The organism is Aquabacterium sp., assembly GCF_035476535.1.
In the GTDB taxonomy this organism is placed as follows: domain Bacteria; phylum Pseudomonadota; class Gammaproteobacteria; order Burkholderiales; family Burkholderiaceae_C; genus Pseudaquabacterium.
In genome coordinates this window covers 1-24,804 of record NZ_DATILJ010000309.1, presented here as the reverse complement: position 1 = coordinate 24,804, position 24,804 = coordinate 1, and the positions used below count along the sequence as shown (strand labels likewise).

Here is a 24,804-nt window from a genome sequence, read left to right as displayed (position 1 = left end):
CAGAGGCCCGGGCAGCGCCCAGGACCGGAACCCCCTTGGCCGGCACTATAGGCCCGGCGGTGTCGGCCGGGCAATCCCTTCATGGCGGGTCGGCTTGTCAGGCGATGCCGACCGCCCGCTACCTCGTCAACGGCGTCCACTTGCGATCGCTGGCCGCGGATCGCACCGTCGTCTCGATGAAGCGCACGCCGCGCGCGCCGTCTTCGACCCGCGGGTAGTCCGCGGCCAGCGGGTCGGCCACCGTGCCGGCGAGGCGCGCATCGATGTCGGCGGCCACGCCCAGGTAGATGTTCGCGAAGGCCTCGAGAAACGCTTCGGGATGGCCGGCCGGCAGCCGGCAGGCGCGACGGGCGGCCTCGCTGAGCCACGGCGAGTTGCGGGTGAGGATCTGCTGCGGCGCGTCGGTCGGCGCATGCACCAGCCGGTTCGGATCCTCCTGCCGCCAGTCGAGCAAACCGCTGCTGCCGAACACGCGCAGGCGGATGTCGTTCTCGCAGCCGGCCGCGATCTGCGAGGCGATCAGCGCGCCGCGCGCGCCGCCGCGAAAGCGCAGCAGCAGGCTCGCGTCGTCGTCGAGCCGGCGCCCCGGGATGAACGTGTGCAGATCGGCGCACAGGCTCTCGATCTCGAGCCCGGTGACGGTGGACACCAGGTTCTCGGCATGCGAGCCGATGTCGCCGATGGCACCGGCCACGCCGCTCCTGGCCGGGTCGGTGCGCCATTCGGCCTGTTTGTTGCCGCCGCCTTCGACCTGCGTCGCGAGCCAGCCCTGGTGGTACTCGACCACGACCTTGCGGATGCTGCCGATGGCGCCGGCCTTCACCATCTCGCGCGCCTGGCGCACCATCGGGTAGCCACTGTAGTTGTAGGTCACGCCGAACACCGTGCCGCGCCGCGCGACCGCGCGCACCAGCGCATCGGCCTGCTCGGCGGTGTGCACCAGCGGCTTGTCGCAGACCACGTGGATGCCGGCCTCGACGAAGGCCTTCGCCACGTCGTAGTGCACATGGTTGGGCGTGACGATCGAGACGAAATCGATGCGCTCGTGCTCCGGCAGCGACAGCTCGTGCGCCAGCAGCGCCTGCCACGAACCGTGGTTGCGCTCGTCGCGCAGGCCCAGGTCGCGGCCCGAGGCGATCGCCTTGTCCGGCTGCGACGACAAGGCGCCGGCCACCAGCTCGATGCGGCCGTCCAGCGCCATCGCGTGGCGGTGGACACGCCCGATGAAAGCATCGCGACCACCACCGACCATCGCGCAGCGCAGCTTGCGCCCGGGGGTCTCGTGCATCACCGGACCACCTGCTGCGATTTGTCGAACGCCGCATCGAAGGCGCCGGCCGCCGGCGCAAAGTCGAGCCGGCGGCAGAACGCCGCGCTCTCGGTGGCGCCGTGCACGCGGTCCATGCGGCTGTCCTCCCATTCGACGCTCAAGGGGCCGGTGTAGCCGATGTCGTTGAGCGCGACGATCAGCGATTCGAAATCGATCATGCCGCGGCCCACGCTGCGAAAGTCCCAGTGCCGACGCGCATCGCCGAACGCGGTGTGGCCGCCGAACACGCCGACGCTGCCGTCGCCCTTGCCCCACCAGACATCCTTCATGTGGGCGTTGAAGATGCGCTCGCCGAAGCGGCGGATGAAGCGGATGTAGTCGACGCCCTGGTAGGCAAGGTGGCTGGGATCGAAGTTGAAGCCGAAGCGGCGGTGGCCTTGCAGCGCGTCGAGCGCGCGCTGGGCCGACGCGATGTCGAACGCGATCTCGGTCGGGTGCACCTCGAGCGCGAAGTTGACGCCCTCGGCGTCGAAGCTGTCGAGGATGGGCCGCCAGCGCTGCGCGAAATCGGCGTAGCCGCGGTCGATGTAGGCCTGCGAGGTCGGCGGGAAGGCATACACCGCATGCCAGATCGGCGAGCCGGTGAAGCCGGTGACCGTCTTCACGCCGAAGTGAGCGGCCGCGCGCGCCGTGTCCTGCATCTCACGCGCGGCACGCCGGCGCACGCCTTCGGGATCGCCGTCGCCCCACACATGCGCCGGCACGATCGCCTGGTGGCGCTCGTCGATCGGATCGCACACCGCCTGGCCGCACAGGTGGTTGCCGATCGCGAAGCACTGCAGGCCGGCGTCCTGCAGCAGCGCGCGCTTGTCGGCCACGTAACGCGGCGACGCGAGCGCCTGCTGAACATCGAAGTGGTCGCCCCAGCAGGCGAGTTCAAGCCCGTCGTAGCCCATGGTCTTGGCCAGCGGCGCGAGCTGCGCGAGCGGAAGGTCGGCCCACTGGCCGGTGAACAAGGTGATCGGACGGGCCATGGCGCTGCCTCCTGGTGTCGGGGGATCAGAACGGCGAATCGGGGAAGTAGAACTGCTTGGCGTTTTCTTTGGTGATCAGCACCGAGGGGATGATCGTGCTGGCCGGCAGCTTCTCGCCCTTCAGCCGTGCCTCGGCGGTCAGCTTGATCGCGTCGTAGATGAACTTCGGCGAATACGACACGTTGGCCTGGATCAGCGGGTTCTTGCCGTCGATCAGCGTCTTCACCATGTCCTTGGCGCCGGCGCCGCCGAACACGATGCGGATGTCCTTGCGCTTGGCCTGCTCGATGGCCTTCAGCACACCGACGGCCATGTCGTCGTCGGCGGCCCAGACGGCGTCGATCTGCTTGAAGCGCGTCAGGTAATCCTGCATCACCTTGAACGCATCGTCGCGATTCCAGTTGCCATGTTTGGCATCCAGCAGCTTGATGTCCGGGTGCTTCTTCATCACCGCGTTGAAGGCCTCCATGCGCTCGTTGTCGATCGTCGTCGGAATGCCGCGCAGCGCGACGATGTTGCCCTTGCCATTGAGCGCCTTTGCCAAGTACTCGGCCGGGATGCGACCGAACGCCGTGTTGTCGCCGGACACATAGGCATCCTGCGCGCTGGTGTCGGTGAGGCCACGGTCGACCACGGTCACGTAGACGCCCTTGGCCTTGACCTGCGCGACCGGTTTGGTCAGCGCGGCCGATTCGAACGGAAAGATCACCAGCGTGTTGATCTTGGTCGCGGTCAGCAGGTCCTGCAGCTGGTTGGCCTGTTCGGGCGCGCCGCTCGCCGTCTTGACCGTCACCTTCAGGCCCTTGTGCGCCTTCTCGAGGTCCTTCTTGGCCTGGTTGGCCCAGAACACGATGCCGGCGGTGAAGCTGTGCGTCGCCGCGGGGATGGCGACGCCGAGGTTGACCTCGTTGGCTTGTGCCTGCACGCCGGTGGCGGCGGCCAGGGTAGCGCTGGCCGCGATCGTCGCGGCGAGCAGTCGGGAGCGGATGGTCATCGGGATGTCTCCATGGAGGTGGGTGGGTGAAGAACGGCAGGGTGCTGCCGGGCGAAGTCGTTGATGGCCCGGGCGGGCGGATGAACTCAGGGCCGCCTGCGCTGCGTGAAGGCGACGACGATGATCACGATGCCCTGCACCGCGGCATTGAGGTACACGCTGATGATGTTGGTGAGGTTCAGGATGTTGCTGATGACGGAGAGCAACACCGCGCCGATCACGGTGCCGGCGATGCTGCCGGCGCCGCCGCGCAGCGCCGTGCCGCCGACGATCACCGCGGCGATGGCTTCCAGCTCCCACAGCAGCCCGGTCGTCGGCGACGCGGAGCCGAGCCGCGGGACATACAGCAAGGTCGCCATGCCGACGCAAACGCCCAGCAGCACGTAGGTCCAGACCTTGACGCGGTCGACGTTCACCGCCGCGTAACGCGCCACCTGTTCATTGGAGCCTATCGCCTGAACGTAGCGGCCGAAGGCGGTGCGGTTGAGGATCACGCCGCCGGCCACGGCAACGACGAGGAAGATCCAGACCGGTACCGGCACGCCGGCCAGGCTGGCGTAGTAGACGGGGCTGTAGACGTCGGCCAGCGCGTTGTCGAGCGTGATCGCGCCGCCGTCGGCGAAGTAAGTCAGGCAGGCGCGAAAGACGCCCAACGTGCCGAGCGTGACGATGAAGGGCTCGATGCGCCCGCGGGTGATCAGCAGGCCATGCGCGAGCCCGAAGGCGGCACCGAGCAGCAGCGCGAAGCCCATGCCGAGTGCGACGATCGCGATCGGCGGCCAGGCGCGGGCCCCCATCGCGTTCATCAGCAGGATCACGCTGCCGGCGATCAGCGCCGCCATCGAACCGACCGACAGGTCGATGCCGCCGGAAATGATGACGAAGCACATGCCCACCGCGATGATGCCGATGAAGGCGGTGCGGGTCAGCACGTTCATGCCGTTGTCCAGCGTCGCGAACTCGCTGCTCAGCAGGGCACCGGCGATGCACAGCAGCACCAGCCCCACCACCGGGCCGAAACCGTGCAGCCGGTTCCAGGATCGTCCGGCCCAGCCGGCGCTGGCGGCGCCGGGTTCAGTGCGTGCCTGTTGCATGAGCGATCAGCTCCTCTTCGGTCAGGTGGTCGGCGGGCAGCGTGGCTTGCAGCCGGCCACCGCGCATCACCGCGACGCGGTGGCACAGGCCGATCAGCTCCATCAGCTCCGACGAGATGACGATGACGCCGCAGCCGGCGTCCGCCAGCTTGCGGATCAGGAAATAGATGTCGCGCTTGGCGCCGACATCGACGCCGCGCGTCGGCTCGTCGAGCACGACGACGCGCGGCTTGGGGTGCAGCACCTTGGCCAGGGCGAGCTTCTGCTGGTTGCCGCCCGACAGCGACGACGCGCGCAGCGAGAGCGAGCCCGCGCGGATGCCGAATTCGGCCACCGCGGCCTTCAGTGCCTCGCGTTCGTCGCCACGCCGCAGCCAGGGCCGGGCGTAGCGCGCCAGGTCCATCAGCGTCAGGTTCTCGGTCATGCCGAAGGCCACGTGCAGGCCCTTGCCCTTGCGGTCTTCGCTGAGGTAGGTCAGGCCGTGGTCGGCGGCGTCACGCGGGCTGCGGATGCGCACCGCGCGGCCGCCGATCTCGACACGCTCGGCGCTGTGCGGCCGCAGGCCCAGCAGACCTTCGAACAGCTCGGTGCGCCCCGCGCCGACCAGGCCGGCGAAGCCGAGGATCTCGCCAGGGCGCACCGTGAAGCTCACGTCCTCGGCCCAGCCTGGCACGCTCAGGCGCTGCACGCTCAGCAGCGGCGCTGCGTCGGCGGCGGCGAGTGCCTCTTTCGGCGGGAACAGGTCCGACAGCTCGCGCCCGACCATCAGATTGGCCATCTGCTGGCGCGACAGCTTGGCCGTCGCTTCGCGTGCGACGAAGCGGCCGTCGCGCATCACGATCACCTCGTCGGTCGTGCGCTCGACCTCGTCGAGCTTGTGCGAGATGTAGATGATGGTCACGCCGTCGGCCTTGAGCTTTGCCATCAGCTGGAACAGGCGCTCGGTCTCGCCGGGCGTGAGCGTGGCGGTGGGTTCGTCCATGATCAGCAGCCGCGCCTGGCGCGCGAGCGCCTTCGCGATCTCGACGAGCTGCTTCTCGGCGACGATCAACTGCCGCACGCGCGTGTCGGGGTCCACCGCCAGGCCGACCTGGCGCAGCACCTCGGCCGCGCCGGCGCGCATCGCTGCATCGTCGAGCAGCCAGCCGCGCTTCTTCTCGTGGCCGAGGAAGATGTTCTGCGCGATGCTCAGGTCCTCGGCGAGGTTGAACTCCTGGTGGATCAGCACGATGCCCTCGGCTTCCGCTGCTCGCGAGCCGGTGAAGTGCACGGGCCGCCCGTCGATGCGCAACTCGCCGCCACTGGGTGCTTCGTAGCCGGAGGCGATCTTCATCAGCGTGGACTTGCCGGCGCCGTTCTCGCCGAGCAGGCCATAGACGCGGCCCGGCGCCAGCGCGAAGCTCACGCCATGCAGCACCTGCACCGGGCCGAAGGACTTGAGAACCTCGTGGAAGGTGAGGGAAAGGCTCATCGCATGCCCTCGCGCAGCTCGAGGCTTTCCTGCATCGCCAGCACGCCGGCGCCGATCAGGCCGGCGCGTTCACCGAGCGGCGTGTACTGGATCTCGATGTGGCGCGTCGACAGCGCAAGCGAGCGCTGGTAGATGCTTTGCCGCACGGCCGCGAGGAACAGCGGCCCGATGCGCTGAAAGCTGCCGCCGATGAACACATGCGAGGGGTTGTAGAAGTTCACCACCGAGGCCAGCATCTGGCCGATCAGCGCGCCCGAGCGCTGCACGATCGCATTGGCCGCTACGTCGCCGGCGCGGCTGGCCTGGGCCACGTCGTTCAGTTTCAAGACGCCGCGTTCGCGCAGCATCTGCGCGAGCAAGACGCTCTGGCCGGCCTGCGCGGCTTCGGTCGCGGCGCGTGCGATCGCCGGCCCGGCCGCCATCGTTTCGACGCAGCCGAGGTTGCCGCAATGGCAGCGCGGGCCGGCCGGGTCGACGCAGATGTGGCCGACGTCGCCGGCCGAGCCGGTGGCGCCGCGGTACACCTGCCCGTGGCAGACGATGCCGCAGCCGATGCCGGTGCCGACCTTGATGACCAGGAAGTTCTGCAGGCCGCGCTGCATGCGCCACAGTTCGCCCAGCGCCATCACGTTGACATCGTTGTCGACGAACACCGGGGCGCTGTACTCGCTGCGCAGGTCGTCGCGGATCGAGTAGGCGTTCCATTCCGGCATCAAGGGCGGGTTGACGAGCTGGCCCGAGCCGAAGTCGACCGGACCTGGCACGCCGATGCCGATGCCGATGACATCGCGCGCCTTGGCGCCGCATTGCTTCAACAGCTCGCGCATCAGCGTGCGCACGCGCGACAGCACGAGGGCCGGGCCGTCGCGCACATCGGCCGGCTCGCTGTGGTGCGCCAGCAGTTCCAGCCCCGGCGCCAGCACGCCGACTTCGAGCCCGGTGGCGCCCATGGCCACGCCGAGCAGCACGCCGATGCTGCGGCTCAGGCGCAGGGTTTCGGCGCGGCGGCCGCCAGTGCTGACCTGCTCGCCGGTGGCCTCGAGCACGCCCTGCTCCAGCAGGCCGGCCACCGCGGCGTTGGCGCGGCTCTTGGAGACCGAAGCGCCGGTGGCCAAGGCTTCGCGCGAGATGCCGCTCGACCAGAACACGTGGTCGAGCAAGCTCATCTCGCGCGCGGACAGCTCTTTCCAGCGAACCATGGGTCTCCTGAATCCGCCCTGTGTCGAAGCCGGGGCGTTGTTGTGGCGGATCGTAGGAGGCCGACTTCGGCCTGACAAGATCGAACTCAGGACCAGAATGGGTCGAAGCAGCGACCTAGAAGCGAATCGAGGCCAGGAAGTCGTAGCCGGCCCGGGCCGTGGCGAGGGCATTGGCGCCGGCATCGTCGCGCTCGACGATGTACTCGAGCACGCCCGCCGCCTTCGACTGTTCGAAGATCCGCGGGAAGTCGATCAGGCCCTTTCCGAGATCGGCGAAGCTGCCGGCCTGGTTCAGGTCCTTGACGTGGAACTGCAGGATCCGGCCCTTGTTCTGCTGGATGAGATCCACCGGATCGCGCGCAGCCCGGGTGGCCCAGAACAAGTCGAGCTCCAGGTGCACGAGGTCAGGGTCGATCGTCTCGACGAGCACGTCGTAGGCGGTGCGCGACGGGTTGTCGGTCAGCCGGAAGAATTCCCAGTTGTGGTTGTGGTAGCCGAGCTTCACGCCGGCGTCCCGCGCCATGCGGCCGGCGCGGTTCAGGTCGCGCGCGAAGTCCCGCCACGGTGTGGTGGTCCGCAGCACCTCGCCGGTGCTGAAGTTGATGCCGAAATACGGGTGCACGATGTGGCTGGAGCCCAGGGTGCGGGCGTCGGCGAGCGAGGCGCTCCAGGCCGCGCTGTCGAAGGGCTGCGGGATCAGCACATGGCCCGAGGTCGCGACGATGGCGTTGGCGTTCAGCACGGCCTTGAAGTTCGCGGCCGTGCGGCCGGCAAACCCGGCATGTTCGACCCGGGTGTAGCCGATCTCGCGCAGCGCGGCCAGCGTGCCCTCCAGGTCGGCGGCGATCTGCTCGCGCAGCGTGTAGAGCTGGATGCTGATCCTGTCGGGCGGAATCTTGTGCCCGCCGCCGCCCTGGGGGCTGCCGGCCGGGGCTTGCGGGGCGGCGGGCGACGGGGCGGAGAGCGCGCTCGCGCTGCCGACAGCGGCGGCCGTGGCGGCCGCCGTGCGCAGAAGGCTCCGGCGGCTGAGCCGGGCCGGCTGCTGCTGACGGGCGAAGTCCTCGTGGGCTGTATCCATGCTTTATCTCCTTGGCGTGAGGTCGTGATTCGATGAAACTGGCCGCGTGTGCGGCGCAGCATCGTGCCCGGGGCCGAGGACCCAAACAAGGGCCCACTTCGACCCAGGCTGCCGAGGCGCGGGCACACAGCAGCGTGTCCTCCAGGTCCAGGTGGTGCAGGGGTGGGCACCGGTGCGACCCACCGCGCACTACGCTCTCGGCCATCACGCCGCCTCGGTTCAGCCGATATCGACCCTCAAAGTCTGCATACCCACCCGGCAACTCCCCACCTCCACCCGCACCGTCCCCGTGCCCGCGGCCACCAGCGTCACGAACCGCTCATGCCCATTCCCCCGTGTCCAGGGCGAAAAGACGCTAGGCCCACCGTAGAGCCCGCCACCCCAGCCGTCGAGATGCCCGACCTCGACCACCGCCTCGGCCGGTGCCAGCAGCGTCACGCCACCCTCGCCGCGCGCCGTCAGCCGCAGCGGCTCCACATGCGGCAGCGTCTTCGCCGATGGCAAGCCGCAGGTACCCAGGTAGCCATGATTGGCAATTCGGATGTCGATGCGCGTATGGCCTTCAACCCGCTCCTGCTTGACGACGCTGACGCTGACATTCGGCACCAGCGCCGCCACGCGCAGGAACGCGGCGCTCTGTGCGCGGCAGGTGGCGTCCAGGCGCTCGTAGGGCGGGTTCCAGATGCCCACGCGCGGATCGAAGCCGTTCAGCTCCACCTCGCCCAGCTGCGGATGGTTCACTTTCTTCCAGCTGCCGAAGACGCGGCCGGCGTTGTGTTCGCGGTCGAACTCGGCCAACGCGCGCATGTCCTTGCGCGTGAACTTCATGTAATGGTCGACGAAGGGTTTCTTGCGCTCGATGCCGAGCTGCTGGAACAGGTCCCACAGCTCCACCACGTAGGCCAGCGCGCCGCGCTGGTGGTAGGCGTAGTCGGAGAGGTCGCCGTGCAGCGGCTTCTCGGGTTCGTACAGGAACTCGTGATAACCGCTCACCGTGGCGTAGCCGGTGTGCTCGGTCATCCAGGCCTCGACCTGCTCGAAGATGCCCAGGTCGCCCGGGTTCATCTTGGCATCCGGCTTGTCGCCCAGCGGTCGGATCAGCACGCCGCCGAAGGTGTGCAGGTTCAGCCAGACCATGATGTTTGGATGGCGCGTCGCGAAGTCCAGCACCGCGCGGGTCTCCGGCGCACTGCCGGGGTAGTGGCCGGCGCCTTCTTGCTGCGGCTCGGGGGCCCAGGCGTACGGAAAGTTACGGTTGAAGTCGTAGAGGTTGTCCGACAGGTAGTACGGCGCCGGAATGGTGCGGCCGTCGAAATTGGCGATGCGCCCCTCGGGGTAGAGCCGGAAGTACGGCCCCGGATCCTCGGGCAGGCGCGCCACCATCACCGCCGGCGCCAGCACTTCACCGTCGTCGCCGCGCAGCTCGACCAGTTCGCCGTCGGGATCCTGCTGGCGCATGTAGCCGGCGAAGCCGTCGCCGTCGATGTCGCCGGCCTCCCAGCGCGCATGGCCGGTGTTGACGCGGTCGTCCACCGGGCTCGATCGCACATAGCGGCCGCGGGTGAGCACCTCCTCGGCGCCATCGGGCGAGATGCGCGGCACGACGTAGAACAGCGTCTCGCGGAGGGCCTGCGCCATGTGCGCGGGCAAGGGCTTGCCGCCGGCTTCGTCGGCGCCCTGGTGGATGGCCAGGATGTCCTCGGCGATGGCCAGCGCCACGCTGGACCCGCAGACCTCGCTGGCGTGCATGTTGCCGTCGATCCACACGGCCGGCCGCTGCTGATCTGGGTTGCGGCCGATGGTGAGCAGCGGGATGTCGCGTCCCGCGGCGCTGCGGCCGATGCTGCCGAGCCGGGCGATCTCCGGGTGCTGCGCGGCCCATCGGCCGAGCTGCTCGAGGAGTTCGGCATGGTCGAGGTATTTCTGGCGGAACATGGGCCTCCTGGCGGGCGAAGTCGGCAGGGGGTCGATGTTGCCTGATCCGGACCTGGGCAGCGATCCGAGCGCCGGCTCGGTCGCCGACAAGCGTCACGTCGCAGCCGGGCGATGAATGGGACCTGTTCGACTGCGGCGCCTTGAGCAGCGCGCTCACCGGCCGCTTCGGCAGCTTCGTGCTGCCGGTGCTGCCGGTGCTGACGCCCCATGGCGTCTGAATCGCGGCGTGCGCCGATGGACACGTGTGCAGGCGCCGCCTGCGCTACGCTGCGCCGCATGGACACCGCAGCGCCACCGCCGCACCGGCGATGCTTCATCGCGCTGATGCTGCCGACCAGCGCCTGGCCGGCGCTCGAGGCGGCGCGGGCGCTGTGGCGCTGGCCGGCCGCGGTGCGGCCGCTGAGTGGCCCGGACCTGCACATGACCTTGCACTTCATCGGCGACCTGGCGGTGGCGCAGCCTGATGCGCTGAGCGCTGCGTTGTCCGGGGTCACGATGCGCCCGCTGCAGGTGGCGATCGATGCCCCCGCGCTGTGGAACAACGAGACCGCGGTGCTCACCGGTGTCGCCTCGCCGGAGATGGGCGCGCTGCACGACGCGGTCGGCCGCGCGCTCGCCGGCACTGGCCTGCCGGTCGATGCGCGGCGCTGGCGACCACATGTGAGCCTGGCCCGCAGCGCCCGGGGCGCGATTGTGCCGGCCGTGCCCACGCCGGTGTCGTGGCAGGCCACCGGCCTGGCACTGGCCTGCGCGTCGGGTGGCGGGGCGCAGCGCTACCGGCTGCTGCGCACCTGGCCGGCCGCGCGAGCCTGAGCGAGGCCGCGAAGCACGACGGCCGGTACGACGGTAGGCTTCACGCTGTTGAACCCGCGCGAGCGTCACGAGATGCCGAAGTACCGCTTTCCGCCCCGGGCCTGGCTGTCCGCCGTCCTGGCTGGCCTGCTCGGCGCCGGCTGCGCCTTGCAGCCCGCGCCCGAACCCAGCCTGTACCTGCGGCTGGGCGGCAAGCCGGCGATCGAGGCCTTGATGGCCGACGCGATCGCCACGATCGCGGCAGACCCGCGCATCCAGCGCCGCTTCGGCAGCATCGATGGGCGGGAACTGAAGGACAAGCTGGCCGAGCTGATCTGCGCCCGCACCGGCGGGCCCTGCGTCTACACCGGCCGCAACATGGCCGACGTGCATGAGGGCATGCACATTCGCGACGACGAGTTCGACAGCCTGGTCGAGGACATCGCCAAGTCGCTCGACAAGTTCAAGGTGCCGGCGGCGGAAAAGCGCGAGGCCCTGGCCTTGCTGTACCAGATGCGCAGCGCCATCGTCGGGCACTGAACCCGCGGACCGTCAGCGCACGGCGTCACCGCCCGCGGGCAGCAGCGTGCCGGCGATCGCCGCGTCGATGCCGCGATGAAAGCGCAGCACCTCGTGCTCCAGCCGGCCCAGCTGAAACTGCGCATTGGCGCCGCTGGCCAGGCCGCGCTGGATGGCCACCGCGGTGGCGATGTCTTCCTGCTGGAATACCGTCTGCTCGATCAGGCCGAAGGTCTTCTCCCAGTGCGGCGTCCAGTCCTCGCCGCACCGGTCGGGCGGGATCAGCATCGTGTGCACCCAGCGCACCTGGTCCACCGCCGGCGAGAACATGCCGATCAGGCTGACATAGTCGGGGTGCCAGATCAGGAAGGTATTGGGAAACAGCAGCTGCGTCGGCGTGGCCAGCTTGCACAGCGCCGTGCGGTCGCCGGGCGTCTCGAAGGACTCGAACGCGGCGCGCCGGGCGACCAGCGAATCCTGGTGCGGGCCGGCATGCAGGTTGACGATGAAGGCATCGGCGAAGAAGGGGTAGATCGTGTCCCGGTGCAGCACCCGGATGTGATAACCCTCCAGGAACGCGTCCACGGTCAGCTTCCAGTTCGCGGCATAAACCCGGTCGATCTTGCGGAACACACGCATGCCGGCCAGGCCCAGCCAGTCCAGGTGGCTGTCCAGCCCTTGCAGGAACGCCGCCGCCGAAAACGCCGGACCGGGGCTGCGCTTGACGAAGACCAGGCCGGCTGCCTCGTCGCAAGGCAGCTCGACCAGGCTCAGCGTCGCCGCGTCGATGCCGTCGAAGGTCTCGGCATGCAGGCGGTGGCGCAGGCGGCCGTCCAGCTCGTAGGTCCAGCCGTGGTACGGGCAGACCAGCGCCTTGCAGGGCCTGGCCTGCGCAGGGTCAGCCCCGGCCGGGGCCACCAGCGCCATGCCGCGGTGGCGGCAGACATTGAAGAAGGCCCGGGCGCGGCCGTCACCGTCGCGGGTCAGCACGATGGGCACGCCCAGCGCATCGAAGGGCAGCGCCGAATGCGGTCCCAGTTCCGCGCTGTGCGCCGCGACGATCGGCCACTGCGAGAACACGGCCTGCTGCTCCTGCTGCCAATGCAGCGGGTCGGTGTAGTGGCGCGTGGCGACGCTGCCGGCCTCGGTGCCCAGCTCGCGAGTGCCGCTGCAGCGGGAGTGATCGAGGCGTTGAATCATCCCGGCCAGGGTGGCCGGCAGCGGTGCGGCGGTGTGTCGTGTCATGGGCACCAGCTTAGGCGCGATGGGCTCGCCGGGTGTTCGGGTTTTGCGACAGCAGGCCGGCGGGGCCCCCAGGGCAGCGCATGTTCAGCTTTGCTGTCCGCACCGGGCGCAGCCGCCTTGCGCCGGCCGCGCCGACCGACGAAGATCGGCGGCTTCGCCGCTGACCTGCCGCGGCAACCCGACCGCACCGACCGAACCGACCGAGCCGACCTGAGCGCCCCCACCCGACGCATGAGCACCCCCACCGTCAAGCCGCGCCGCAAGCCCTTGCAGTCGCGCGCCTGGATGACCAGCGGCGCGATCCAGGACGCTTTCGTGATGCTGCTGGTCGAGCGCGGCTACGACAAGGTGTCGATGCGCGAGATCGCCGCCGTCGCCGGCGTCGGCCTGGGCACGCTGTACCTGTACTTCCCGGGCAAGGAGTCCATTGCCGCGGTCACCGTGCGCAGCTGGATGCGCAAGCAGGCGGCGGTGCTGGCGGCCGCCGCCCGCACGCCGGCGCCGCGCACGCTGCAGGCGACGGTCCAGGCCCTGGCGGCCGCGCATGTGCAGGCGCTGCTCGGCCAGGCCGGCGAATGGCGCGCGCTGCTGGAACTGGAGCGCCGCATCTCGCCGCCCGAGCGCTACCGCGAGATCTACCGGGAGTTCGTGCTGCTGTTCCGCGATGCCCTGGGCGCCGCCACCGATTGGCCCGCGGCACTGGACCTGCAGCGCACGGCGTTCAACGGCTTCACGATCCTGCATGGGCTGGCCAAGCAGGCCTTGCTGGTGCAGGAGACCTGCCCGCCCGCGGACGAACTGTTGGCCGACGTGACCCTGGCCGTCGGCGCCTACTTCCGGGCGGCCGAGGCAGGCTGAGCACCGCCAAAGCCGGTTCATCCGGCATTTGAATCGGCAAAACTGAACGCCGCCTGCCCGGCAGTTCGGCGGATCGCGGTGGTGGCGACGATCGGACAATTTCAGGACGGACCCGGCTGAGCCGCGCGCGGCTGACGGTCCTCCCGCGGGCGACGCGAAGCCGGCCCCTCCCCACCACGCCACCATGACGACACCCGGTCACCTGCCGATCCGACTGCTGACCGAGACCCTGGCCCTCGTCGCGCTGGCCGAGGTCATGGTGATGGGCCTGCTGACCTGGCTGGCGCCGCAGCTGCGCGGGTGGCCGCTGGTCGGCATCAGTGCCGCGGCGATGATCCTGATCGCCGCGCCCACGGTGTACTGGCGCGTCATGCGTGCGCTGAGCGTCGCCGCCCGCCCGCAGCGCAGCGACGCGGCCCCGCCACCGTCACCGCTTCGCCCGGAACAGCGCCTGCGGCGGGCGATCGGCATGACGGCCGCTGCCCAGCTCGCCGGCCTGGTGGTGACCGGCGCCGCCGTCGCCTACGTCAAGGGCCAGATCGACGCGGACATGCAGCAGCGTTTCGATCGGGATGTCGAACGCATCGAAGCCGAAGTGCTGCGCCGGTTTCAGCTGCCGGTGTATGGCCTCAAGGGGGCGCGCGGCGTGTATGCCGCCAACCGCACGGTGAACCGCGCGCAGTTCACGGCCTATGTCGAGTCACGCGACCTGCAGGCCGAATTCCCCGGGGTTCGCGGCATCGGTTTCATCGAGCGCGTGATGCGCACGGACCTGGACCGCTTCCTGGCTGCAGCCCGCGCGGACAACGCGTCGCAGTTTCAGCTGCACAGCACGGGCAACGCCGACGATCTGTATGTCGTCAAGTACATCGAGCCGCTGTCGCAGAACATTGCTGCCTGGGGCCTCGACCTGGGCGCCGACGCGATGCGGCGCGAAGCCGTCGAACGTGCGGTGGAGAGCGCCGAGCCGTCCTTGACCGGGCAGATCACGCTGGGCGAAGGCGAACGCCGGGCGCCGGGCTTTCTCTACGCCGTGCCGATCTACCGCCAGGGCGCCGACCCGACGACCGCCGAGCAACGCCGCGCGGCGCTGCTCGGCCTGGTCTATGCGGTGATGTTCGCGGACGAGCTGCTGGCGGGCGTGCACGCCGCGGCGGGCGCGGCACTGGACTTCGAGGTCTTCAACGGCGACGGCACCGACAGCGCACAGGTCGTCTACGACGCCGACGGCCACCTGGGCCAAACGGCCGGTCTGGTCAGCGATCACAGCTACCGGCAGCGCCAGCTCAACACCGTGCGAACGCTGGCCATCGGAGGACGGCTGCTCACTTTGCGCGCCAGCACCACGGCAGCGTTCGAATCCACCGTCGACCGACGGCCGATCGCCTACGCCGGCCTGGCCGGCGCGCTGCTGAGCCTGTTGCTGGCGCTGGCGGTCTGGTCGCTGGCCTCCGGCCGCGTTCGCGCGCAAAAACTGGCCGAGCGCATGACCGCCGATCTGGCGCGCGAGCGCCAGCGCCTGGACGACATCCTCAGCGGCACCGGCGCCGGCACCTGGGAATGGAACGCGCAGACCGAAGAGAACATCGTCAACGAGCGCTGGGCCGGGATCCTGGGCCATACGCTGGAAGAGCTGGCGCCCATCACGCCGCGGACATGGCCCTCGCTGGTGCACCCCGGCGACATCGCACCCGCCCGGTCCCGACTGGCGGCGCACCTGGCCGGCGAATCGGACCAGTACGAGGTCGAGCTGCGCATGCGCCACAAGGCCGGCCATTGGGTCTGGGTGCAGGCCCGCGGCCGCATCTCCACCCGCAGCGCCGATGGCCGCCCCGAATGGGTGGCCGGCACCCACATGGATGTCAGCCAGGCCAAGGCGGCGGAGTCCCGGCTGCGCGACAACGAGCACCTGATGCGCCTGGTCACCGACCACATGCCGGGGCGCATCGCGTACTGGGATGCGCGCCTGCAGCTGCAGTTCGGCAACCAGGCCTTCTTCGACCGCTTCGGCGGCACGCCGGCCGAGCAGATCGGCCGCAGCGCCGCCGCCGTGCTCGGCGCCGACCGCGTGCGCCGTTCCGCCACCCTGGTCGAAGGCGTGCTGCACGGGCAGGCGCAAAGCTACGAAACCAGCGAGACCCCCGTCGCCGGCGCGGCCGTGCACCAGCTGACACACATGATCCCGGACGTGCGCGACGGCCAGGTGCGCGGCTTCGTGGCACTGACCATGGACATCACCTCGATCAAGCGCGCAGCCCAGGACCTGCAGCGCACGGTCACACTGATGCAGGCCATCCTGGACAACCTGCCCTGCGGCCTGAGCGTGTTCGACGGCAACCTGCGCCTGATCGCCCACAACAGCAGCTTCCGCCGGCTGCTGGCCCTGCCCGACCACCTCTTCGCGGGTCCCGACATCGGCTTCGAACGCATCATCCGCCACAACGCCGAATCGGGCGAATACGGCCCCGGCGACGTGCAACTGCTGGTCGCCGGCCTGCTCGAGCGGGCCCGGCATCCGGTGCCGCACCAGTTCGAGCGCCTCCGCCCCGACGGCATCTCGCTGGACATCCGCGGCGCACCAATGCCCGGCGGCGGCTTCGTCACCACCTACACCGACATCAGCGAGCGCGTGCGCGCGCAGGCCCGGGTGCACGAAAGTGAACACCTGATGCGGCTGGCCACCGACAACATGCCCGGCACCATCGCCTACTGGGACAACCAGCGGCGGCTGCAGTTCGGCAACAAGGCCTTCTTCGAAGGCTTCGGCGGCGCGAGCAGCGAACTCGTCGGCCGACCGGACCGCGAGGTGATGGGCGCCGCAGCGGCGCAGCAGACGGCAGCGCTGGTCGACATGGTGCTGCAGGGCCAGCAGCACAGCTTCGAGCGCGAAGAGCTGTCCGACAGCGGCGAGCGCAGGTTCTGGCTCACGCACATGATTCCCGATGCGCGCGACGGTGTGGTGCACGGTTTCGTGGCGCTAACTCTCGATGTTGGCGTCATCAAGCATGCCGAGGAAGGCCTGCGCCGGATCAACCACGAGCTGATGCTGGCGCGCGACCGCGCCGAACAGGCCAGCGTGGCCAAGGGCCGGTTCCTGGCCAACATGAGCCACGAGATCCGCACGCCGATGAACGCGATCCTGGGCATGCTCAGGCTGCTGCACAACACCCGCCTGACGCCGCGGCAGCTGGACTATGCGGACAAGGCCGAACGCGCGGCCCGCGCGCTGCTGGGCCTGCTGAACGACATCCTGGACTTCTCGAAAGTCGAGGCCGGCAAGCTGGCGCTGGACCCGCGACCGTTCCAGCTGGACCGGGTGCTGCGCGACCTGTCGGTGATCCTCTCGGCCAACCTCGGCGCCAAACCGGTGGAGGTGCTGTTCGACGTCGACCCGGCCACGCCGGCGCTGCTGCTGGGCGACGACATGCGGCTGCAGCAGATCCTGGTCAACCTGGCCGGCAATGCGATCAAGTTCACCGCCCAGGGCGAAGTGGTGCTCAAGGTGCAGGTGCTGTCCCGCGATCCGGATGCCGTCACGCTGGCGTTCTCGGTGCGGGACACCGGCATCGGCATCCCGGCCGAGCAGCAGCAGCACATCTTCAGCGGCTTCTCGCAGGCCGAAGCCTCGACCACGCGTCGCTTCGGCGGCACCGGGCTGGGTCTGTCGATCTGCCAGCGCCTGGTCGTGCTGATGGGCGGCAGGGTAGCCCTCAGCAGCGCACCCGGTCACGGCAGCACCTTCGGCTTCCAGCTCACGCTGCCGGTCGTGCCCGAGGCGCCGGCAGAAGCAAGCGCACCGAATGAACTGCGCGCCCTGATCGTCGACGACAACCCGCTCGCGCGGGATCTGATCGTGGGCATGGCCCGATCCCTGGGCTGGGTCGCCGATGCCGCCGCGGGCGGCGCCGAGGCGCTGGCGCAGCTGGACCAGCGCCAGCGCAGCGGCAGCCCCTATCAGGCCGTGTTCATGGACTGGCAGATGCCCGGCATGGACGGCTGGCAGGCCAGCCGCCGGATCCGCGAACGCTTGGGGCACGACGCGCCGCTGCTGCTGATGGTGACGGCCCACGGCCGCGAGAAGCTGGCCCTGCAGCCGGCCGCGGAGCAGGCCCTGCTCGACGGCTTTCTGGTGAAGCCGGTCACCGCCTCGATGCTGCGGGATGCGGTCGGACAGGGCCAAGCCGCCGGCGCGCTCGACGACAGCACAAGCGCCGCACCGCAGGGTCTGCGCGTGAACCGGCCCGTCCTGCGCCTGAACGGCATGCGCGTGCTGGTGGTCGAAGACAACGCCAACAACCAGCAGATCGCGCAGGAGCTGCTGGCGGCCGAAGGCGCCGCGGTCACGCTGGCGGCCGATGGTGAACAAGGCGTTGCCGCCGTGGCCCGTGCAGCCCCGCCCTTCGACGCCGTGCTGATGGACTTGCAGATGCCGCTGATGGACGGCTACACGGCCACCACGCAAATCCGCCAGACGCTGGGCATGACGGCATTGCCGATCATCGCGATGACCGCCAACGCGATGGCCAGCGACCGTGATGCCAGCCTGGCCGCCGGCATGAACGACCATGTCGGCAAACCCTTCGACCTGGACGCGCTGATCACCACGCTGCTGCGCCATGTCCGGCATACCCCGGCGACTGCGACTGCGAATGGGACAGCGACTGCGGCGGCACCCGACGACCCAGCCCGTGAACCGGCCGTCCTGCCGGAAGCCTTGATGCGCATCGCGCTCGACCATGACCTGGATGTGCGTGGCGCCGTCTCCCGGCTGGGGGAACGCCTGGACGTGTGGCTGCGCGCGGCAAAGAACTTTGCCGCCGAACTGCCGGCGCACGCGCAGGAGATGGATGCGCTGCTGGCCCAGGGCCAGTTCAAGGCCGCCGGCCAGCTGATGCATTCGCTGAAGGGCCTGGCTGCGACGCTGGGCGCCAGGCGCCTGGCCGATCTGAGCGCCCGCGCCGAGATCGCCTGGGCCCGGCCGGATCGTGCGTCAGGCGCAGACACCGTGTCCGCCGAGCAGCTTCATGCGGCGATCGCGCACACCGAAGCCGGACTCCATGCGCTGGTCGCGCAGCTTCAGGGCCTGCATCCCGCGCCCGCAGCCACAGCGGCCGTGCGGGACGCGGCGGCGCTGCGCCAAGAGCTGCTGGCCTTGAGCTACCTGCTCAGGGATTCGGACATGGCGGCCACCGATGCCTACGCTGACTTGCAGCAGGCCCACGAAACTTCCTGGCCGGATGAACTGGCACCACTCGGCGACGCCATTGCGGCGCTGGACTTCGATGGCGCCCTGCAGGCCTGTGAGGCACTGGTCGGGCAGCTTGGCGCATGACGTTGGCGGTTTCCCGGTGACGTGATGATGGACCGCAAGACCATGGATGCCATGGCCGGGTCAGGCGTCGAACGCCATCGCCTACACGAGTTCGTAGCCTGCTTCCGCCGGACAGACCACCGAAATGAAAACCAGTGGCTCGTTGTTGCCATTGAAAACGCCGTGGACGCAACCAATGGGTGCAACAACCACGCAGCCTGGCGCAATGGATTGCGACCTTCCGCCTTCCTCGAGCTGGTACTCGCCTGACCCTGACAGGACCGTCCACGTATCCTGGCCGTGAGGGTGGACGTGCGCGGTGATGCGCTGCCCCGAATTCACGTGCCACGCAACGACAACGGCCTCGGCCGACTGCGTGATCACGGAGCGGATCGGCTCGCCTGGGCCTTCCGTGGGTTGCATGAATGCCGCGCTGTGAAAGATGCGTGTGGGGGCCATGAAAAGTGCTGTTGTTGTGGGGCTGCCTCTGGCACGCAAGAAGTGCGCCGCCCTTGCTTCTTGCGAGTGATCGCCCACCCCCACAGCATCGCCCGCCCCTCAGCGCCCCGCCGCCCCCGTCTCCAGCAGCTTGAACTGCCCCTTCTCGATCTTCAGCATCACATACCCACGCTCGTCGAAGCCGATGTGGTCGGTGGGCGTGTAGTTGACGATGCCATGCGACAGCACGATCTCGCGCTCGCTCTCCAGCGCATCGCGCAGCGCCTGGCGGAAAGCCGGCGTGCCGGGCTTGGCTCTCTTCAAGGCCACCGGCACGATGCGCTGCAGGATCTGCAGCGCATCGTGGGCATGGCCGCCGAACTGCGTGCGCGACATCGCGCCGTGCTTCTGCTCGTAGGGCTGCACATAGGCCAGCGCCACCTTTTTGATCGGGTTGGCATCGGCCAGCTGCTCGGCCACCAGCATCGGCCCGGCGGGCAGGATCGCGCCGTCCATCTTCGGCCCGCCCACGCGCACCAGGTCCGGTGAACCGGCGCCGTGGGTCTGGTAGATCGGGCCGGTGTAGCCACGTTCGCGCAGCGTGATCTGCGGCAGCGCGGCGCCGGTGCCGGCGCCGACGATCAGCACCGCGTCGGGCTGCGCGGCCTGCACCTTCAGCACCTGGGCGGTGATGTTGGTGTCCGGCGGCGCGAAGCGTTCGGTGGCGACGATCTGCAAGCCGGCCTTCTGCGCCGACAGCTTGAACAGCTGGTTCCAGGCTTCGCCATAGGCCTCGTTCCAGCCGAGGAAGGCGACGCGCTTGATCTTGTCGGCCACCATGCGGCGGGCCAGCGCGTCGGCCATCAACGTGATCGGCTGCGGCAGGGTGAAGGTCCAGTCGTCGGCGCCACCGGGCCGTGGCACCGGAGCCAGCGCCAGTTGCACGGTCTTGAACTCGGCGGCGACCGGCGCCACGGCCAGCACCGCCGGCACGCCGGACGAACCGATGATCACGTCGGCCTTGCTCTCCAGCGCGAAGCGGCGCACGTTGCTGACGGCCTGCGTGCTGTCCGATGCGTCGTCCAGCAGGACCAGCGTGATCTTCTCGCCGGCGATGCGCTCGGGCCAGAAGGCCAACGAGGCCTTGACCGGAATACCCAGCGAAGACAACGGCCCGGTCAGCGACAAGGTGGTGCCGATGGTGATGTCGGCGTGGGCGGCACCGGCCTGCAGCAGGCCGAGCGCCAGCACGATGGAAGACAAGTTTCGTTTCACGGGAACTCCTGAAGGGAAGTCAAAGGACGAGCACGGGCAGACGGACTGCCGTGCGCGCCGTCGCGACGGCGCTGCGCTCAGACCGTCTCGCGCAGCCAGGACGCCAGGCCGGCCAGCAGACGCCCGCCGGCAGGCGACAGCGCGGTGAAATGGATACAGGCATGGATGGCGGACGCTTCGTGCACCTGGGTCAGCGGCACGCCGGCCGCCGCCAGCGCCCGCGCCAGCGCCAGGCCCTCGTCGCGCAGCGGGTCGTGGCCCGCGGTGGCGATCCAGGTCGGCGGCAGCGTGTTCAGCCGCTGCGAGCGCAGCAGGGCCACCTCGGGGTGCTGGTACAAGGCCGCGTCTTTGCCGAGATAGGCATCCATGAACCAGCGCATCACCGAGCTGGTGAGGAACTTGCCTTCGCCGTTCTCGGCATACGAGGGGCTGCCCTCCGAATAGTGCTGCGCCGCCGGGTAGATCAGGCCCAGGCCGCGCAGCGGGATGCCGGGCGCCACGCGCTGCGCGGCCACCGCCGCCAGTTGCGCGCCGGCACTGTCGCCGGCCAGCGCCAGCCGTGCCGGATCACCGCCGAGCTCGGCGGCATGCGCAGCGACCCAGCGCAGCGCGGCTTCCGCGTCGTCGGGCGCCGCCGGAAAGCAGTGCTCGGGCGCACGGCGGTAGTCCACCGCCACCACCAGCAGGCCGGCCTCCTGGCACAGCGTGCGGCACACCGCATCGTGGGTTTCCAGGTCGCCGATGACCCAACCGCCCCCGTGCAGGAAGACCAGCACCGGCAGCGGCCCGGTGCTGCCCATCGGCGTGTAGCAGCGCAGCGGCAGTGCGCCGCCGGGACCGGCGATCGCCAGGTCGCGCACCAGCGCCTGGGGCGGCTGCAGGCCCAGCGCGCCGGCCAGTTCACGGTAGGACTGCCGCGCGACATCCAGCGGCAGGCTCTCCAGCGGCGGTTGGCCGGCGGCCTGGACCAGGAAGCCGCCAATCGCCGGTTCAAGCGGCGCCGTGCCGAAAGCTGTATTTTCTCGTGGAAAGCTCATGGGGTTCCTTGTGGTTGATAACGTTACATCAGCGCGTCCACTGCAATGGCCGCGGGTTTGGGTGAAGCTGGCTCAGCGCAGCAGACGGCCGTCGCGAGCGCGCACGCCGATCTCGACGAAGTCCGAGCCGTGATGGCGCTCGCGGCCGAAGCTGAGCCGGAAGCCGCCGATGTCCAGCGTGCCCAGGCCCTCGATGGCCTCGCTGAGGCTCCGCGCGTCCAGGTGCTTGCCGGCACGCCGCAGCGCGGCGCTGAGCAGACGCATGTGCAGATAGGCCTCCAGGCCTTCGAAGCTCAGCGCCTCGGGGCCGATGAACTCGTCGGCATCGCGCTGCAGGTCGCGCACGATGGGCAGCGCGGCCACTTCGGGATTGGGCACGACGCTGGTGTAGCCGATCATGCGTTCGCGAAAGACGCGGGTGAGCTGGGTCAGGCCCCCGGTGGACAGCGTGGCGATGGTGGCCGGCGCCGTGTTGCGCAGGCTGGCGGGCAAGCGGTCCAGCGCCGCCAGCGCGCCATGGCCGAGGTTCAGCACCAGGGCCTGCGGCGCGCCTGTGGCCAGCGTGCGAAAAGCGGTTTCCATCGCCTCGGGGCGCTCGTCGGTCAGCAGGCGCGTGATCTGCAGGCCGGCGCGCTGCAGGGCGGCCGCCAGCGCCTCGGTGCGCGCCGGCGCGGCACCGTCGGCGAGCAGCGCCACGCGGCTGATGCCGATCGCCTGCAGCTGCCGGGCCAGTGCATCGGCCTCGCGGCCGTCGTCGGGCCGCAGGCTGAAGACATGCTGGATACCGCGCGCACGCAGCGCCAGGGCACCCGACATCGGGCCCAGCAGCGGCACCTGCAGTTCCTGTGTGGCCTCGGCCGCCGCCAGGCAGGCCCGCTCGCCCAGGCAATTGACGATGGCCAGCGCATGGTGGCTGCGCACCAGCGTGCGCAGGTTCGCGGCATGGCGCTGCGGGTCGCCGCCATCGTCCAGCGTGACCAGCTCGATCGGCCGCCCCTGAATGCCGCTCGCGGCGTTGAGCCGCTCGACATGCGCCTTGGCGCCGGCCAGCACCCGGTTGGCCACCGGGAAGCCCGCGCCGGTCAAAGGCAGCGACTGGCCGATGACGATGGGCTCGGGTGCCGCCTGCGCCACCGTGCCGGCACCCAGGCACAGCAAGCCAGCCAGGAACCAACGCATGGGATGAGCGGCCATTGTGCGACGCTGATTCAGGCCGTCCGGCGCGCCACAACCGGCACCGCCTCACGGCGTGCTGCGGCCGCCGGCCGCAACAGGAAGTGCGCCAGCGCCGGCAGCAGCACCAGCGCGCCAACCATGTTCCAGACGAACATGAAGGCCAGCAGGATGCCCATGTCGGCCTGGAACTTGATGGGCGAGAAGGCCCAGGTGCCCACCGCCAGCGCCAGCGTGATGCCGGTCAGCATCACCACGCGCCCGGTGAACTGCAGCGCGTGGTGGTAGGCGGCAGACAGGCTGTCGCCGGCGCGCAGCCGGGCCAGCATCACCGACAGCACATAGAGCGCATAGTCGACGCCGATGCCCACGCCCAGCGCGATCACCGGCAGCGTGGCGACCTTGACGCCCATGCCCAGGCCCACCATCAGCGCCTCGCACAGGATCGATGTCAACACCAGCGGCAGCACGGCGCAGACCACCGCGCGCCACGAGCGGAAGGTCACCCAGCACAGCAGCACGACAGCGCCGTAGACCCACAGCAGCATCTCGTTCATCGCCCGCTTGACGACGATGTTGGTGGCGGCGTCGATGCCGGCCGAACCGGCGGCGAGCATGAAGCGCTCTTCGGGCGTGGCGTTGGCGGCGATGAAGCGTTCGGCCTCATCGACCACGCGCGTCAGCGTCTCGGCCTTGTGATCCTTCAGGTAGACATACAGCGACAGGAAGGAGCAGCCCTGGTTGAACAGCTCGCGCGGCGCGCGGGTCTGCACACCGCCCAGCGCGCTGGCGTTGGGAATCAGCTCGAACCACTTCAGGTTGCCTTCGTTGTAGCCGACCATCGCCAGCTTCGACAGCGCGGCCATCGAGTTGGTCGATTCGACGCCGGGCAACTGCTCCAGGCGCCAGGCCAGGCGGTCGACCTTGGCCAGCGTGCCGTAGCGGGTGCACTGGTCTTCGGGCGTGGCCACCATCACCACCAGGATGTCGCTGCTGGCCGCGTAGTTGCGCGCCACGAACTGGGCGTCGCGGTTGTAGCGCGAGTCGGCCCGCAGCTCGGGCGCGCCGGGGTCGAGGTCGCCGATGTTCAGCCGCAGGCTGATGGCGTAGCCGCCTGCCGCCAGCAGCACGCTGACGCCGATCGCCAGCAGCGCCGGGCCGCGTTGCGTGAAGCGGTCGAGTTGCGCCCACAGCCAGGAACGGCTCGCAGTGCTGCCTTCCGTGCTGCCATCAGCGCTGGCGTCCGCCGACTCCAGCCGCAGGCTGCGCTCGGCCGCCGCCGGGCTGACGCCGACATAGGACAGCAGGATGGGCAGCAGCACGAGGTTGGTGAAGATCAGCACCGCCACGCCGATGCTGGCGACCACGGCCAGGTCCTGGATGACCTGGATCTTGATCAGGGCCAGCACCGCGAAGCCGACCGCGTCGCACAGCAGCGCGGTCAGGCCTGCGACGAAGAGGCGCCTGAACGTGTAGCGCGCGGCCACGACGCGGTGGGTGCCGCGGCCGATGTCCTGCATGATGCCGTTCATCTTCTGCGCGCCATGGCTCATGCCGATGGCGAACACCAGAAACGGCACCAGCACCGAGTACGGGTCCAGCTCGTAGTGCAGCAGCGCCAGCAGGCCGAACTGCCACACCACCGCGATCACCGAGCAGGCCACCACCAGCGCCGTGCTGCGCGAGCAGCGGGTGTAGCCGAACAGCACCGCGGCGCAGATCACCAGCGCCAGACCGAAGAACATCAGCACCTGCTGCAGGCCCTCGATCAGGTCGCCGACCACCTTGGCAAAACCGGTCACGTGGATGCGGATGCTGTCCGTTTGATACTTGGTGCGCAGCGCCTCGATCTTGCGCGACAGGTCGCCATAGTCCAGTGCCTCGCCGGTCTTGGGGTGCTTGTCCAGCAGCGGCACGAAGATGACGCTGGACTTGAAGTTGCCCGCCACCAGCTGGCCGATCTCACCCGAACGTTCGACATTCGCGCGCACCTCCGCCAGGCTCGCGGGCGAGCCGTCGTAGCTGTCGCCCATCACCGTGTTGCCGTCCAGGCCTTCTTCGGTCACCGCGACCCAGCGCGT

The 24,804-nt window shown here is 69.6% G+C and carries 18 protein-coding genes; 4 read left to right on the top strand and 14 right to left on the bottom strand.

Annotated elements, in window-relative coordinates:
* Positions 1–118: 118 nt before the first annotated feature.
* The 8 genes from VLK61_RS29810 to VLK61_RS29775 form a co-directional block, all read right to left on the bottom strand.
* On the bottom strand, positions 119–1,288 hold the full coding sequence (locus VLK61_RS29810; RefSeq protein ID WP_325426945.1) for a Gfo/Idh/MocA family protein: 1,170 nt from the start codon (positions 1,286–1,288) through the stop codon (positions 119–121).
* Positions 1,288–2,304, bottom strand: a complete 1,017-nt coding sequence (locus VLK61_RS29805; protein WP_325426944.1) for a sugar phosphate isomerase/epimerase family protein — start codon at positions 2,302–2,304, stop codon at positions 1,288–1,290. The genes VLK61_RS29810 and VLK61_RS29805 overlap by 1 nt, the downstream gene beginning before the upstream one ends.
* 25 nt (positions 2,305–2,329) lie before the next feature.
* The gene (locus tag VLK61_RS29800) at positions 2,330–3,298 is read right to left on the bottom strand and encodes a substrate-binding domain-containing protein (protein WP_325426943.1); all 969 of its coding nucleotides are present in this window, start codon (positions 3,296–3,298) and stop codon (positions 2,330–2,332) included.
* A gap of 86 nt (positions 3,299–3,384) precedes the next feature.
* A complete protein-coding gene (locus VLK61_RS29795; protein WP_325426942.1) occupies positions 3,385–4,392 on the bottom strand; it encodes an ABC transporter permease in 1,008 nt (335 codons plus the stop codon).
* Positions 4,373–5,863 carry a sugar ABC transporter ATP-binding protein gene (locus VLK61_RS29790; RefSeq protein ID WP_325426941.1) on the bottom strand — a complete coding sequence of 497 codons (1,491 nt, stop codon included), beginning with the start codon at positions 5,861–5,863 and terminating at the stop codon, positions 4,373–4,375. The genes VLK61_RS29795 and VLK61_RS29790 overlap by 20 nt, the downstream gene beginning before the upstream one ends.
* Positions 5,860–7,029, bottom strand: a complete 1,170-nt coding sequence (locus VLK61_RS29785) for an ROK family protein (protein ID WP_325426957.1) — start codon at positions 7,027–7,029, stop codon at positions 5,860–5,862. The genes VLK61_RS29790 and VLK61_RS29785 overlap by 4 nt, the downstream gene beginning before the upstream one ends.
* A gap of 148 nt (positions 7,030–7,177) precedes the next feature.
* Complete coding sequence (locus tag VLK61_RS29780) at positions 7,178–8,140, bottom strand: sugar phosphate isomerase/epimerase family protein (protein ID WP_325426940.1); 963 nt, start codon at positions 8,138–8,140, stop codon at positions 7,178–7,180.
* Positions 8,141–8,359: 219 nt separating this feature from the next.
* Complete coding sequence (locus VLK61_RS29775) at positions 8,360–10,075, bottom strand: M14 family metallopeptidase (protein ID WP_325426939.1); 1,716 nt, start codon at positions 10,073–10,075, stop codon at positions 8,360–8,362.
* Between the two features lie 234 nt (positions 10,076–10,309).
* Here VLK61_RS29775 and VLK61_RS29770 point away from each other — a divergent pair, with 234 nt between their 5' ends.
* Positions 10,310–10,888 (top strand): 2'-5' RNA ligase family protein, encoded by a 579-nt coding sequence (locus VLK61_RS29770; protein WP_325426938.1) that lies wholly within the window; start codon positions 10,310–10,312, stop codon positions 10,886–10,888.
* A gap of 48 nt (positions 10,889–10,936) precedes the next feature.
* On the top strand, positions 10,937–11,407 hold the full coding sequence (locus VLK61_RS29765; protein WP_325426937.1) for a group I truncated hemoglobin: 471 nt from the start codon (positions 10,937–10,939) through the stop codon (positions 11,405–11,407).
* A 12-nt stretch (positions 11,408–11,419) separates the two neighbouring features.
* On the opposite strand, the gene VLK61_RS29760 is transcribed toward VLK61_RS29765, so the two are convergent.
* Positions 11,420–12,631 carry an aromatic ring-hydroxylating oxygenase subunit alpha gene (locus tag VLK61_RS29760; RefSeq protein WP_325426935.1) on the bottom strand — a complete coding sequence of 404 codons (1,212 nt, stop codon included), beginning with the start codon at positions 12,629–12,631 and terminating at the stop codon, positions 11,420–11,422.
* Positions 12,632–12,862: 231 nt separating this feature from the next.
* Between VLK61_RS29760 and VLK61_RS29755 the strand changes: the two genes are divergently transcribed.
* Together VLK61_RS29755 and VLK61_RS29750 are read left to right on the top strand one after the other, a co-directional pair.
* Positions 12,863–13,489 carry a TetR/AcrR family transcriptional regulator gene (locus VLK61_RS29755; protein ID WP_325426933.1) on the top strand — a complete coding sequence of 209 codons (627 nt, stop codon included), beginning with the start codon at positions 12,863–12,865 and terminating at the stop codon, positions 13,487–13,489.
* Positions 13,490–13,673: 184 nt separating this feature from the next.
* Positions 13,674–18,821, top strand: coding sequence for a CHASE domain-containing protein (locus VLK61_RS29750; RefSeq protein ID WP_325426931.1), 5,148 nt, complete (start codon positions 13,674–13,676; stop codon positions 18,819–18,821).
* An 81-nt stretch (positions 18,822–18,902) separates the two neighbouring features.
* Here VLK61_RS29750 and VLK61_RS29745 read toward each other — a convergent pair whose 3' ends face one another.
* The 5 genes from VLK61_RS29745 to VLK61_RS29725 all read right to left on the bottom strand — a co-directional run.
* Complete coding sequence (locus VLK61_RS29745; protein ID WP_325426956.1) at positions 18,903–19,223, bottom strand: cupin domain-containing protein; 321 nt, start codon at positions 19,221–19,223, stop codon at positions 18,903–18,905.
* Between the two features lie 135 nt (positions 19,224–19,358).
* Positions 19,359–20,513 carry an ABC transporter substrate-binding protein gene (locus tag VLK61_RS29740; protein ID WP_325426929.1) on the bottom strand — a complete coding sequence of 385 codons (1,155 nt, stop codon included), beginning with the start codon at positions 20,511–20,513 and terminating at the stop codon, positions 19,359–19,361.
* A 77-nt stretch (positions 20,514–20,590) separates the two neighbouring features.
* Complete coding sequence (locus tag VLK61_RS29735; protein WP_325426927.1) at positions 20,591–21,550, bottom strand: alpha/beta hydrolase; 960 nt, start codon at positions 21,548–21,550, stop codon at positions 20,591–20,593.
* 72 nt (positions 21,551–21,622) lie between these two features.
* Positions 21,623–22,744 carry an ABC transporter substrate-binding protein gene (locus tag VLK61_RS29730; RefSeq protein ID WP_325426926.1) on the bottom strand — a complete coding sequence of 374 codons (1,122 nt, stop codon included), beginning with the start codon at positions 22,742–22,744 and terminating at the stop codon, positions 21,623–21,625.
* 14 nt (positions 22,745–22,758) lie between these two features.
* Positions 22,759–24,804: efflux RND transporter permease subunit (locus tag VLK61_RS29725; protein ID WP_325426925.1), on the bottom strand; the 2,046-nt coding region annotated here is incomplete at its 5' end.